The sequence below is a fragment of the Streptomyces ferrugineus genome, from assembly GCF_015160855.1.
GTDB lineage: Bacteria > Actinomycetota > Actinomycetes > Streptomycetales > Streptomycetaceae > Streptomyces > Streptomyces ferrugineus.
In genome coordinates this window covers 9,269,438-9,281,746 of record NZ_CP063373.1, presented here as the reverse complement: position 1 = coordinate 9,281,746, position 12,309 = coordinate 9,269,438, and the positions used below count along the sequence as shown (strand labels likewise).

At 69.9% G+C, this 12,309-nt stretch carries 8 protein-coding genes and 1 riboswitch; of the genes, 5 read left to right on the top strand and 3 right to left on the bottom strand.

What is annotated here, in order from left to right:
- Nucleotides 1–5 precede the first annotated feature (5 nt).
- The 4 genes from nuoL to recQ all read left to right on the top strand — a co-directional run bounded on the left by nuoL (nucleotide 6) and on the right by recQ (nucleotide 7,293).
- Nucleotides 6–1,919, top strand: coding sequence for an NADH-quinone oxidoreductase subunit L (gene nuoL, locus IM697_RS41170; protein ID WP_194042141.1), 1,914 nt, complete (start codon nucleotides 6–8; stop codon nucleotides 1,917–1,919).
- 5 nt (nucleotides 1,920–1,924) lie between these two features.
- Nucleotides 1,925–3,496, top strand: coding sequence for an NADH-quinone oxidoreductase subunit M (locus IM697_RS41165; RefSeq protein WP_194042139.1), 1,572 nt, complete (start codon nucleotides 1,925–1,927; stop codon nucleotides 3,494–3,496).
- Complete coding sequence (gene nuoN / locus IM697_RS41160) at nucleotides 3,493–5,142, top strand: NADH-quinone oxidoreductase subunit NuoN (protein WP_194042137.1); 1,650 nt, start codon at nucleotides 3,493–3,495, stop codon at nucleotides 5,140–5,142. Before IM697_RS41165 ends, nuoN begins: the two co-directional genes overlap by 4 nt.
- A 156-nt stretch (nucleotides 5,143–5,298) precedes the next feature.
- Nucleotides 5,299–7,293 (top strand): DNA helicase RecQ, encoded by a 1,995-nt coding sequence (recQ, locus tag IM697_RS41155; RefSeq protein WP_194042135.1) that lies wholly within the window; start codon nucleotides 5,299–5,301, stop codon nucleotides 7,291–7,293.
- 63 nt (nucleotides 7,294–7,356) lie between these two features.
- On the opposite strand, the gene IM697_RS41150 is transcribed toward recQ, so the two are convergent.
- Nucleotides 7,357–8,295, bottom strand: a complete 939-nt coding sequence (locus IM697_RS41150) for a M56 family metallopeptidase (protein WP_194042134.1) — start codon at nucleotides 8,293–8,295, stop codon at nucleotides 7,357–7,359.
- 252 nt (nucleotides 8,296–8,547) lie between these two features.
- Entirely contained in the window at nucleotides 8,548–9,768 is a 1,221-nt protein-coding gene (fahA, locus tag IM697_RS41145; protein ID WP_194042131.1) for a fumarylacetoacetase, read from the bottom strand.
- 325 nt (nucleotides 9,769–10,093) lie between these two features.
- Here fahA and IM697_RS41140 point away from each other — a divergent pair, with 325 nt between their 5' ends.
- Nucleotides 10,094–10,924 carry an HAD family hydrolase gene (locus IM697_RS41140; RefSeq protein WP_194042129.1) on the top strand — a complete coding sequence of 277 codons (831 nt, stop codon included), beginning with the start codon at nucleotides 10,094–10,096 and terminating at the stop codon, nucleotides 10,922–10,924.
- A gap of 32 nt (nucleotides 10,925–10,956) precedes the next feature.
- On the opposite strand, the gene IM697_RS41135 is transcribed toward IM697_RS41140, so the two are convergent.
- Nucleotides 10,957–11,673: a transglycosylase SLT domain-containing protein gene (locus tag IM697_RS41135; RefSeq protein WP_194042127.1), complete on the bottom strand. Its 717-nt coding sequence runs from the start codon at nucleotides 11,671–11,673 to the stop codon at nucleotides 10,957–10,959.
- Between the two features lie 5 nt (nucleotides 11,674–11,678).
- Nucleotides 11,679–11,863: riboswitch (cyclic di-AMP (ydaO/yuaA leader) on the bottom strand.
- Nucleotides 11,864–12,309: the final 446 nt, after the last annotated feature.

The window sequence follows — 12,309 nt, the reverse complement described above, 5'->3', positions numbered from 1 at the left end:
GAATCGTGGAGAACCTGATTGCGCTGCTGGTCGCGGCGCCATTGCTCGGAGCGGCCCTCCTGCTGTGCGGCGGCCGGCGCCTGGACGCCGTCGGCCAGTGGATCGGCACGCTCCTGTCGTTCGTCTCCTTCGTCTTCGGCGTGATCCTCTTCGCCGACCTGCTCGGCAAGGGCGCCGAGGACCGGACGCTGACCCAGCATCTGTTCACCTGGGTCCCGGTCGAGGGCTTCCAGGCGGACGTCGCCTTCCGCCTGGACCAGCTGTCGATGACGTTCGTGCTGCTGATCACCGGCGTCGGCTCGCTGATCCACCTGTACTCGGTCGGGTACATGGAGCACGACGAGCGGCGCCGCCGCTTCTTCGGCTATCTGAACCTGTTCCTCGCGGCGATGCTGCTGCTCGTCCTCGCGGACAACTATCTGCTGCTGTACGTCGGCTGGGAGGGCGTCGGTCTCGCGTCGTACCTGCTGATCGGCTTCTGGCAGCACAAGCCCAGCGCCGCCACCGCCGCGAAGAAGGCCTTCCTGGTCAACCGCGTCGGCGACATGGGCCTGTCCATCGCGATCATGCTGATGTTCCTGTGGTTCGGCACCTTCGCCTTCGGTCCGCTGCTCGGCACCCACGGCGAGGCCGGCCTGGTCGGTGACGCCAACGAGGGCAAGCTCACTGCCATCGGCCTGATGCTGCTGCTCGCCGCGTGCGGCAAGTCCGCCCAGGTACCGCTGCAGTCCTGGCTCGGGGACGCGATGGAGGGCCCGACCCCGGTCTCGGCCCTCATCCACGCCGCGACCATGGTGACCGCGGGCGTCTACCTGATCGTCCGCTCCGGCGTCATCTTCAACGCCGCGCCCGACGCACAACTGGTGGTCACGATCGTCGGCGCCGTCACGCTCCTGTTCGGTGCGATCGTCGGTTGCGCGAAGGACGACATCAAGAAGGCGCTGGCCGGCTCGACCATGTCGCAGATCGGCTACATGATCCTCGCCGCGGGCCTCGGCCCGATCGGCTACGTCTTCGCGATCATGCACCTGGTGACGCACGGCTTCTTCAAGGCCGGGCTCTTCCTCGGCGCCGGCTCCGTCATGCACGGCATGAACGACGAGGTCGACATGCGCAAGTACGGCGGCCTGCGCAAGTACATGCCGGTCACCTTCGTCACCTTCGGCCTCGGCTACCTCGCGATCATCGGCTTCCCCGGTCTGTCCGGCTTCTTCTCCAAGGACAAGATCATCGAGGCGGCGTTCGCCAAGGGCGGCACCGAGGGCTGGATCCTCGGCGGCTGCGCACTGCTGGGCGCGGCGATCACGGCGTTCTACATGACCCGCGTGATGCTGATGACCTTCTTCGGCGAGAAGCGCTGGCAGCCCGACGAGAACGGCAACGAGCCGCATCCGCACGAGTCGCCCAGGGTCATGACGATCCCCATGATCGTGCTGGCCGTCGGATCGGTGGCCGCCGGTGGGTTCTTCAGCATCGGCGACCGCTTCATCCACTGGCTGGAGCCCATCACCGGGCACGCCCACGGCCACCCGCCCATCAGCGCGGGAGCGGTCACCGGCGCCACCGTCGCGTGCATGGTCATCGGCGTCGCCTTCGCCTACGCGCAGTACGGACGCCGCCCGGTCCCGGTCGTCGCCCCGCGCGGGTCGCTGCTCACCCGGGCCGCCCGGCGCGACCTGCTCCAGGACGACTTCAACCACGTCGTCCTCGTACGCGGCGGCGAACACCTCACGCGCTCCCTGGTGTACGTCGACCACACCCTGGTCGACGGTGTCGTCAACGGCACGGCGGCCTCGGTCGGCGGCCTGTCCGGACGGATGCGCAGGCTCCAGAACGGCTTCGCGCGCTCGTACGCGGTCTCGATGTTCGGCGGTGCGGCGATCCTCATCGCCGCGACCCTGCTGATGAGGGCGGTCTGATACCGATGTCCTTTCCTCTGCTGACAGCCACGGCGGTGCTCCCGGCGATCGGGGCGATCGCCACGGCCGCCGTACCGGCCGCGCGGCGCACCGTCGCCAAATGGCTGGCGCTGCTCGTCTCGCTCGGCACACTCGCCCTCGCGATCACCGTCCTGGTCCGCTTCGACCCGGACGGCGACCGCTACCAGCTCACCGAATCCCACGCCTGGATCGCGGACTTCGGAGTCCGCTACGAACTCGGCGTGGACGGCATCGCGGTCGCCCTGATCGCGCTGACGGCGCTGCTGATTCCGTTCATCGTCCTCGCGGGCTGGCACGACGCCGACCCGCTGGAGACCGGAAGCAGGCGCTGGCGGCCCACGCAGGGCTTCTTCGCCCTGATCCTGGCCGTCGAGGCGATGGTGATCCTCTCCTTCGAGGCCACCGACGTCTTCCTCTTCTACATCTTCTTCGAAGCCATGCTCATCCCGATGTACTTCCTCATCGGCGGCTTCGGGGACCGTGCCCACGAGCACGGCGAGAAGGTGGCGTCGACGCAACGGTCGTACGCCGCGGTGAAGTTCCTGCTCTACAACCTGGTCGGCGGTCTGATCATGCTGGCCGCGGTGATCGGCCTCTATGTGGTCGCCGGGAACTTCTCCCTCACGGAGATCGCCGAGGCGCGTGCCAACGGCTCGCTGGACATGGCGACCAACACCGAGCGCTGGCTGTTCCTCGGCTTCTTCTTCGCCTTCGCGGTGAAGGCGCCGCTGTGGCCGCTGCACACCTGGCTGCCCAACGCGATGCAGGAGGCCACCGCTCCGGTCGCCGTCCTGATCACCGCGGTCGTCGACAAGGTGGGCACCTTCGCGATGCTCCGCTTCTGCCTCCAGCTCTTCCCGGAGGCCAGCAAGTGGGCGACGCCCGCGATCCTCGTCCTGGCGTTGATCAGCATCGTCTACGGGGCGCTGCTCGCGGTCGGCCAGCGGGACATGAAGCGCCTGATCGCCTACGCGTCGATCTCGCACTTCGGCTTCATCATCATGGGCATCTTCGCGATGACCAGCCAGGGCCAGTCCGGCGCGACGCTGTACATGGTCAACCACGGCATCTCCACCGCCGCGTTGATGCTGGTGGCCGGCTTCCTGATCTCGCGGCGCGGCTCGCGGCTCATCGCCGACTACGGCGGTGTGCAGAAGGTCGCCCCGGTGCTCGCCGGCACCTTCCTGATCGGCGGCCTGGCGACCCTGTCGCTGCCGGGCCTGGCGCCCTTCGTCAGTGAGTTCCTCGTCCTGGTCGGCACGTTCACGCGCTACCCGGTGGTCGGGATCATCGCCACCTTCGGCATCGTGCTCGCCGCGCTCTACACCCTCGTCCTCTACCAGCGGACGATGACGGGCCCGGTGAAGCCGGAGGTCTCCGCGATGCCCGACCTCAGGGTGCGCGAACTCGTGGTCGTCGCCCCGCTGGTCGTACTGCTGATCTTCCTGGGCGTCTACCCGAAGCCCGTCACGGACATCGTCAACCCGGCGGTCGAGCAGACCATGTCCGACGTACAGAAGAAGGATCCCCAGCCCGAGGTGGAGGCGGCCAAGTGAGCGCAACAGCCGTCCACAGCCTGTGGACAACCGCGGCCGACCCGATCTCGAAGATCGACACGCCGAAGATCGAGTACGCCCAGCTCTCGCCCACCCTGATCGTCGTCGGCGCGGCGGTCGTCGGGGTGCTGATCGAGGCGGTGCTGCCGCGCAAGGCGCGTTACTACACGCAGGTGTTCGTCGCCGCCGTGGCGCTCGTCGCGGCCTTCGCCGCGGTCGTGGCGCTGTCGGCCAACGGATACGCCACGACGAAGTCGGGCATCGCGGCGATGGGCGCGATCGCCGTCGACGGACCGGCCCTGTTCCTCCAGGGCACGATCCTGCTGGCCGCACTGGTCGGCCTGTTCACGTTCGCCGAGCGGCGGCTCGATCCGGCGGCGCACGGTAATCGGGTCGACTCCTTCGCCGCGCAGGCCGCCTCCGTGCCGGGCAGCGACAGCGAGAAGGCCGCGGTGAAGGCCGGGTTCACCACCACCGAGGTGTTCCCGCTGCTGATGTTCGCCGTCGCGGGCATGCTGGTCTTCCCGGCGGCCAACGACCTGCTGACGCTGTTCATCGCCCTGGAGGTGTTCTCGCTCCCGCTGTACCTGATGTGCGCGCTGGCCCGCCGCAAGCGGCTCATGTCGCAGGAGGCCGCGGTCAAGTACTTCCTGCTGGGCGCCTTCGCCTCCGCGTTCACACTGTTCGGCATCGCGCTGCTCTACGGCTACGCGGGCTCCGTCTCCTACGCGACGATCGCGCAGGTCGTCGACGGCACGGTGCCGGAGATCACGCCGGCGCTCGCGGACACGATGGGCAACGACGCGCTGCTGCTCATCGGCGCCGCCATGATCGTGATGGGCCTGCTGTTCAAGGTGGGCGCGGTGCCGTTCCACATGTGGACGCCGGACGTCTACCAGGGCGCGCCGACGCCGCTGACCGGGTTCATGGCGGCGGCGACGAAGGTGGCCGCGTTCGGTGCGCTGCTGCGCGTTCTGTACGTGGTGCTGCCCGGCCTGCGCTGGGACTGGCGGCCGGTCATGTGGGGCGTGGCGATCGTGACCATGCTGGGCGGCGCCATCGTCGCGATCACACAGACCGACATCAAGCGGCTGCTGGCGTACTCGTCGATCGCGCACGCCGGCTTCATCCTCGCGGGTGTCATCGCGACCACGCCGGACGGGGTGTCGTCCGTCCTCTTCTACCTGGCCGCGTACTCGTTCGTGACGATCGGGGCGTTCGCGGTGGTGACGCTGGTGCGAGACGCCGGCGGCGAGGCGACCCACCTGTCGAAGTGGGCCGGCCTGGGCCGCCGCTCGCCGCTGGTCGCGGCGGTGTTCGCGGTGTTCCTGCTGGCCTTCGCCGGCATCCCGCTGACCTCCGGCTTCGCCGGGAAGTTCGCCGTGTTCAAGGCGGCTGCGGAGGGCGGGGCGGGACCGCTGGTCGTGGTCGGTGTGATCTCGTCCGCGATCGCGGCGTTCTTCTACATCCGCGTCATCGTCCTGATGTTCTTCAGCGAGCCGAAGCCGGAGGGGCCGACGGTCGCGGTGCCGTCGCCGCTGACGATGACGGCGATCGGGGCCGGTGTGGCGGTCACGCTGGTGCTGGGTGTGGCGCCGCAGTACTTCCTGGATCTGGCGAACCAGGCGGGAGTGTTCGTACGCTGACGCGGCACTCCCGGCTGGCAGCGGCCTGGCTTCTCTCCGAGAGAAGCCAGGCCGCTGCCCTGCGCGGGAGGTGAGCCTGTGGATAACTCCGGCGCTGTCGGTCCCGGCCCCTATCGTGGAGGCAGTGGTCGAGGGACGACGTACGGGGGACATGCGATGGGTGCGACGGGTGGGATCAGGGAGATGCCAAGGGTGACCGAGGTGGCGCCGGCGGGCGGTGGCGAGGCGCTGGCCGCGCTGCATCGGGTCTTCGGGTACGAGGCCTTCCGCGGGGAGCAGGAAGCCGTCATCGAGCATGTGGTGGCGGGCGGCGACGCCGTCGTGCTCATGCCGACCGGCGGTGGCAAGTCCCTCTGCTATCAGATTCCGTCCCTGGTCAGACCCGGTACGGGAGTGGTCGTCTCCCCGCTCATCGCGCTGATGCAGGACCAGGTGGACGCGCTGCGGGCGCTGGGCGTGCGCGCCGGGTTCGTCAACTCCACGCAGGACTTCGACGAGCGCCGGGTGGTGGAGGCGGAGTTCCTCGCGGGCGAGCTCGACCTGCTCTACCTCGCCCCCGAGCGACTGCGGCTCGACTCCACGCTGGATCTGCTGTCGCGCGGCAAGATCGCGGTGTTCGCGATCGACGAGGCGCACTGCGTGTCCCAGTGGGGCCACGACTTCCGCCCCGACTATCTGGCCCTGTCGCTGCTCGGTGAGCGCTGGCCGGACGTCCCGCGGATCGCGCTCACGGCGACGGCCACGCGGGCGACGCACCAGGAGATCACCCAGCGGCTGAACATGCCGACGGCCCGGCACTTCGTGGCGAGCTTCGACCGCCCCAACATCCAGTACCGGATCGTGCCGAAGGCGGACCCGAAGAAGCAGCTCCTGAGCTTCCTGCGGGAGGAGCACACCGGCGACGCGGGCATCGTGTACTGCCTGTCCCGCAAGTCGGTGGAGGCCACGGCCGAGTTCCTGACCCGCAACGGCATCGAGGCGGTGCCCTACCACGCCGGGCTGGACGCGGGCACGCGCGCTGCGCACCAGTCCCGGTTCCTGCGGGAGGAGGGCCTGGTCGTGGTGGCGACCATCGCATTCGGGATGGGCATCGACAAGCCGGACGTGCGGTTCGTCGCCCACCTCGACCTGCCCAAGTCCGTCGAGGGCTACTACCAGGAGACGGGGCGTGCGGGACGTGACGGCCTGCCCTCCACGGCCTGGATGGCCTACGGCCTCAACGACGTCATACAGCAGCGCAAGCTGATCCAGTCGGGCGAGGGCGACGAGGCGTTCCGGCGCCGGGCCGCCTCACACCTGGACGCGATGCTGGCGCTGTGCGAGACGGCCCAGTGCCGACGCGGCCAGCTGCTCGCCTACTTCGGCCAGGACCCCGATCCGGTGGGCTGCGGCAACTGCGACACCTGCCTGACGCCGCCGGAGACCTGGGACGGCACGATCGCGGCGCAGAAGGTGCTGTCGACCGTGGTGCGGCTGCAGCGCGAGCGGGGGCAGAAGTTCGGCGCGCTGCAGATCGTCGACATCCTGCTGGGCAAGCGCACCGGCAAGGTGATCCAGTTCGACCACGACCAGCTGTCCGTGTTCGGCATCGGCGAGGAGCTGAACGAAGGCGAATGGCGCGGCGTCGTCCGGCAGCTGCTGGCGCAGGGCCTGCTCGCGGTCGAGGGGGAGTACGGGACGCTCGTGCTGACCGAGGCCAGCGGGACGGTGCTGCGGCGGGAGCGGGAGGTGCCGCTGCGCAAGGAGCCGAAGAAGCCGGCGACCTCGCGGTCGGGGTCGACGGGGTCCGGACGCGGGGAGCGCAAGGCGAAGGCCGCGGTGGCCGAACTGCCGGAGGAGCTGGCGCCGGCCTTCGAGGCACTGCGGGCCTGGCGTGCCGAGCAGGCCCGGGAGCAGGGCGTTCCGGCATATGTGATCTTCCACGACGCGACCTTGCGGGAGATCGTGACGGTGTGGCCCACCTCCGTGCGGGAGCTCGGGGGCGTCAGCGGGGTCGGCGAGAAGAAGCTGGCCACATATGGCGAGGGCGTGCTCGAAGTGCTGGCCTCGATGCGCGCGGACACCGGCGCTGCGGACGGCACGGCACCCGCGGCCGATCACGGGGACGACGACTGGCCCGACATCGAGCCGGAGCCGGAGGACTGGGCCTAGGCACAGGGAGCAGCCGAGCGCCGGTGGGCTCGTCTCAGCCCGTCCGGCGCTCGCGGGCGACGGTCACGCCAGCGCCGTCAGCCCGGGCGCGAACGTGATCAGCAGCGGCAGCAGCGGCACCAGTGCGGCCAGCGTCGTCGTCAACGCCCGATGGCGGCGGCCCAGGCGCGGGGGCGGCTGGAGCAGGCGGTTGACGCGTTCGCCCAGGAGGCGGTGGGTGGAGGCGCAGGACAGCACGCCACGGTGCTGGTTGAGCTCGATCAGGGCCAGGGCCGTCGTCAGATGACCGCAGCGGCGGGACGCCGTGTCGTCGGCGGCGAGTTCGACCAGGCGGTGGGTCTGGTCGCAGAAGTGGGCGAACAACGGGATGCGGGGGAAGCCGGTGGCGAGCGCGGTGGACAGGTGCAGCAGCCAGTCGTGGCGGGCGCGGGCGTGGCCGCGCTCGTGGGTGAGGACGGCGTCGAGCTGGTGGTCGGTCAGACGGTGCAGGGCGCCCGTGGTGACGATCAGCTGGGGCGGGTTGCCGGGCATCCACCAGGCGTCCGGGTACTCGTCCTCCAGCACCAGCAGCGGCCCGCGCGCCGAGCCCAGCCCGGCGGGCAGGTCGGGGGCGCGTTCGCGCAGGTGGGCCCTGGCCTGGCCGCGTCGCCGACGGGCCTCGACCAGCTCGCGGGCCAGCATCGCGGTCGTCCAGGCGGCACCGCAGGCCAGCAGCAGGGTGAGGGCGGCCGCCCAGGCCGGTGTGGCCGAGAGGTCGTACGCCTCCGTCACCGGCGGCGGCGCCGGGGCGAACAGCTGGGCGCGGACCGTGCCGAAGGCGGCGGCGGTGCCCAGGGCCAGGGCCGTCAGGCAGCACAGCAGGACGGTGGCGACCAGGCACTGCCACACCCAGAGCGCCACCACGGGTTCCCGTTCCGGCCAGGCGGCCCGGGTCAGCGCCCGGGGGACGGGCAGGGCGGCCGTCAGGGCGACGATGCTCAGCAGGAGCATGCAGACGGTCATGCCGAGGTCTCCGGATCCTGGACGGGGGAGGTGCGGGAGTGGCGGTGCGGGGCAGCGGGCCGCGAACGCCGATCCCGGCTCGCCTCCCACCGCCAGCCAGTATGACGGTGACCGCCTCAGGAGTCAGGGGGAAGGACTCGCCGAATACCCCGTCACGGCCGTCTTCCCAGACGACAGCCGAAGCGCCCTGCACGCGCACCACACCGCGAACCACCGGGCAGCAGCGGCGCGTTGGCCCCGGCGGCCCCGGTCTCACCCCGACACGATCCGCCCCGTGACGTCCCCCAGCCCCACCCGGACCCCACCGGGCCCCGGTGCCCAGGCGGACAGCGTCACCACGTCGCCGTCCTCCAGGAACGTCCGCTTGCCGTCGGGGAGTTCGAGAGGGTCCCGACCGTTCCAGGTCAGCTCCAGCAGCGAGCCGCGCTCGCGTTCCGTGGGGCCGCTGACCGTGCCGGAGCCGTACAGGTCGCCGGTGCGCAGGGAGGCGCCGTTCACGGTCATATGGGCGAGCTGCTGGGCGGCGGTCCAGTACATGGTGGAGAAGGGCGGCTCGGCGATCACATGGCCGTTGACGGCCACCGAGATACGCAGGTCGTAGCCGCCGGGCTCGGTCTCGGAGCCGGAGTCGTCCAGGTAGGGCAGCAGGGGGTGGGTGCGCTCCGGCGGTGCCACCCGCGCCTCCTCCAGCGCGTCCAGCGGGGTGATCCACGCCGACACCGACGTGGTGAAGGACTTGCCCAGGAAGGGGCCGAGGGGGACGTACTCCCAGGCCTGGATGTCGCGTGCCGACCAGTCGTTGAGCAGGCACAGGCCGAAGACGTGCTCCCGGTAGTCGCCGAGCGCCACCGGCCTGCCCATCCGCGACGGAGTGCCGACCACGAAGCCGACCTCGGCCTCGATGTCCAGGCGGACCGACGGGCCGAAGACCGGCGCCGGATCGGTGGGGGCCTTGCGCTGGCCCGAGGGCCGCACGACGTCGGTGCCGGACACCACGACCGTGCCGGAGCGGCCGTGGTAACCGATGGGCAGGTGTTTCCAGTTGGGGGTCAGGGAGTCCGCGGCGTCGGGGCGGAAGATCTGGCCGACGTTCCGGGCGTGGTTCTCGGAGGCGTAGAAGTCGACGTAGTCCGCGACCTCGAAGGGGAGGTGCAGGGTCACGGAGGAGAGGGGATGGAGGAGGTCCTGGACGGCCTCCTGGTGTGCCGGGACCGTCACCCAGGCCGTCAGCGCGCGCCGTACGTCCGACCAGGTGGTGCGGCCGGCCGCGAGCAGGGGGTTCAGGGAGCCCTGGGCGAGCAGCGGGGCGTACGGCGAGCCGAGCGCGTAGGCCGCTTTGCCCGCGTCGAGGACGTGGTCGCCGAGCCGGACGCCGACCCGTCGCGCGGAGTCCGAGCCGGGCAGGGAGAAGACGCCGTACGGAAGGTTGTGCGTGCCGAAGGGGTCGCCCTCGGGGAGATCGAAGGGGGGCATGGGGTACTGCCTCACTCTCATCCGCTCCGTATGCCATGTGGTCGGGCCACACGTTACGGGTGAGCCGCCGGTCTTGGGCAGTGCGGCGCCCGCGTCGCCGAGCCCGGTGAATCAGCAGGTCGGCGTGGCTTTGGGCGCATCGGTGGCCGTGACATCGCCCTCGGGGAGCCCGCCACGCCTTCGCTGAGGTGAAATCGCAACAAACGAAAGGAAGTTGTACGCGTGGAGACAGAAGCGGAACCGGAACAGGTGTCAACAGATGTGAACACAGCAGCCGTCCGGTTCAGGTCGAGTCGTTGGGGCGTCCTGTCCGTATTCTCTGATCATGGCAGCACCCATCGCATATTCACTCATCGCCACTGACCTGGACGGGACGTTGCTCCGCGGTGACGACACGCTCTCCGATCGGACCCTCGAAGCGCTCGCAAGGGTGGCGGTGGCCGGTGCCCAGCACCTCGTCGTGACCGGCAGGCCGGCGCCCAGAGTGCGGCCGTTGCTCGACGTCCTGGGCAGCAGGGGGCTCGCGGTGTGCGGACAGGGCGCGCAGTTGTACGACGCCGGCGCGGACCGTCTGCTGTGGTCCGTGACGCTGGACCGGGAGCTGGCGGAGACCGCGCTCGGCAAGATCGAGGCCGAGGTGGGGCAGGTGTACGCGGCCGTCGACCAGGACGGCGTCGACGGGCTGACGCTCATCGAACCCGGGTATCTGATGCCGCACCCCACCCTGCCCGCCGTGCGCGTGATGCACCGGGACGACCTGTGGTGCGAGCCGATCAGCAAGGTGCTGCTGCGCCATCCCAGCCTGTCCGACGACGAGTTGGCGGCGACGGCGCGTTCGGTGGTCGGCTCCCTGGCGACGGTCACCATGTCGGGGCCCGGCACCGTCGAACTCCAGCCATGCGGCATCACCAAGGCCACCGGTCTCGCGCTCGCCGCCGAGCATCTCGGTCTCGGTCCGCGCGACACCGTCGCCTTCGGTGACATGCCCAACGACATCCCCATGTTCGACTGGGCGGCCCGCGGTGTCGCGATGGCCAACGCGCATCCCGAACTCAAGGCGATCGCCGACGAGATCACCCTCTCGAACGAGGACGACGGCATCGCCGTCGTCCTCGAGAGGCTCTTCGCGGGCAGATTGGTCGATTTCGCCCCATAGGGGCGACCTGGGGCGATAGGTCCGGTGAGGGCCTAGTACGGGCCGTTCACGTTGTCGATCGAGCCGTAACGCGCGGCCGCGTAGTTGCACGCGGCCACGATGTTCGCGACCGGGTCGAAGGGGTCGTACACCGTTCCCGGCACGTGGTAGCTGGCGAAGGTGGGGTCGATGACCTGGAGGAGGCCCTTGGACGGGGTGCCCGCCACGGCGTTGGAGTCCCAGTTGTTGATGGCCAGCGGGTTGCCGGAGGACTCGCGGAGGATGTTGCGGTGAATGCCCTCGTACGACCCGGGAATTCCGTTCTGCTGCATGATGTCCAGCGCGTTGCGGATCCAGCCGTCGAGGTTGTTCGGGTACGACTTCACGGAGGACTGAGTGGCCTTGGCGACGCCGGACTGCTTGGCGGGCGCGGACGCCTTGCTCGGTGCGGACGCCTTCTTCGTCGCGCGGACCTTCAGGTCCATGCCCGGGTGGATCAGCCGCGGGTCGTCGCCGATGACCTTGCGGTTGTCCTTGTAGAGCTGCTTCCAGCCGCCCCGGGCGTCGTAGCGGTCCGCGATGCCGTAGAGCGTGTCGCCCTTCTTCGTGGTGTACGTGACGGAGCCGGGCTTGGCCGCGGTGGGCTCTGCGGCGCCCGCGCCGGTCGCGCTCAGGAGCGGGAGGGCGAGGGCGGCGGTGCCGGTTCCGGCGATGGCGACGCGGCGGGTGAGCGGGTTGGTGCGGGGGCGGCGGTGCTTGCCTCGGGGCATGGCGCTGTTCCTCTCCGTCGCCTGCGAGGTGAGCTGTCGGGTTCGGGCGGGAGATGCCCGGCCGCGCCGCCGTGCGACGGTGCGACTTCACCCCTAGCCGGTTCGGTGCGCCATCAAGGCGTCCGGTCCGGCGACTTACCTGGGTCCCCCGCTCCTGCCGTGCGTGTGTGAGTTGCGTCGATGGATGACTCGGGCGGCGGCAGGATTCGGCGTCCGCCCGACGAGCGGGAACGTATGCGAGAGCATATGCCCGGAACAAGTGCCATGGCTGCCTGACGTGCGGATTGACCATGGTCTGAGGGGAATGGAGCGCTTGATCCTTTGCGGTTGCCAAGTCTCAACTCGCGTTCGACGCAAGGGTGGAAGGGGGTGCGTCCGGCTGACCCCTCGGGCAGGCGTGAGTGACCCAATTCACTGGCGATCACAAGAATGGCAAATCGGGCAATGCCTCCAACTCGCCTTTAATCGGCTGTCCGTGGAGTCCGTTTTTCCCGTGTCCGGAGGAAAACGACCTCTTCGCCCTCCATGTAGATGAGTGATGGGGGAGTTCACGCCGAGCGGCGCCGGCTGCTCCGCTTCCTCGAAGGCGGCCAGGGTCAACACCGAGGTCTCCTCACCCACTTCGCACTCCAGGCG

Bases quoted from the DNA above. Each gene is read 5' to 3' on its own strand.
- IM697_RS41165 (WP_194042139.1), top strand. From the start codon at position 1,925: ATGTCCTTTCCTCTGCTGACAGCCACGGCGGTGCTCCCGGCGATCGGG.
- recQ (WP_194042135.1), top strand. From the start codon at position 5,299: ATGGGTGCGACGGGTGGGATCAGGGAGATGCCAAGGGTGACCGAGGTG.
- IM697_RS41150 (WP_194042134.1), bottom strand. From the start codon at position 8,295: ATGACCGTCTGCATGCTCCTGCTGAGCATCGTCGCCCTGACGGCCGCC.
- fahA (WP_194042131.1), bottom strand. From the start codon at position 9,768: ATGCCCCCCTTCGATCTCCCCGAGGGCGACCCCTTCGGCACGCACAAC.
- IM697_RS41140 (WP_194042129.1), top strand. From the start codon at position 10,094: ATGGCAGCACCCATCGCATATTCACTCATCGCCACTGACCTGGACGGG.
- IM697_RS41135 (WP_194042127.1), bottom strand. From the start codon at position 11,673: ATGCCCCGAGGCAAGCACCGCCGCCCCCGCACCAACCCGCTCACCCGC.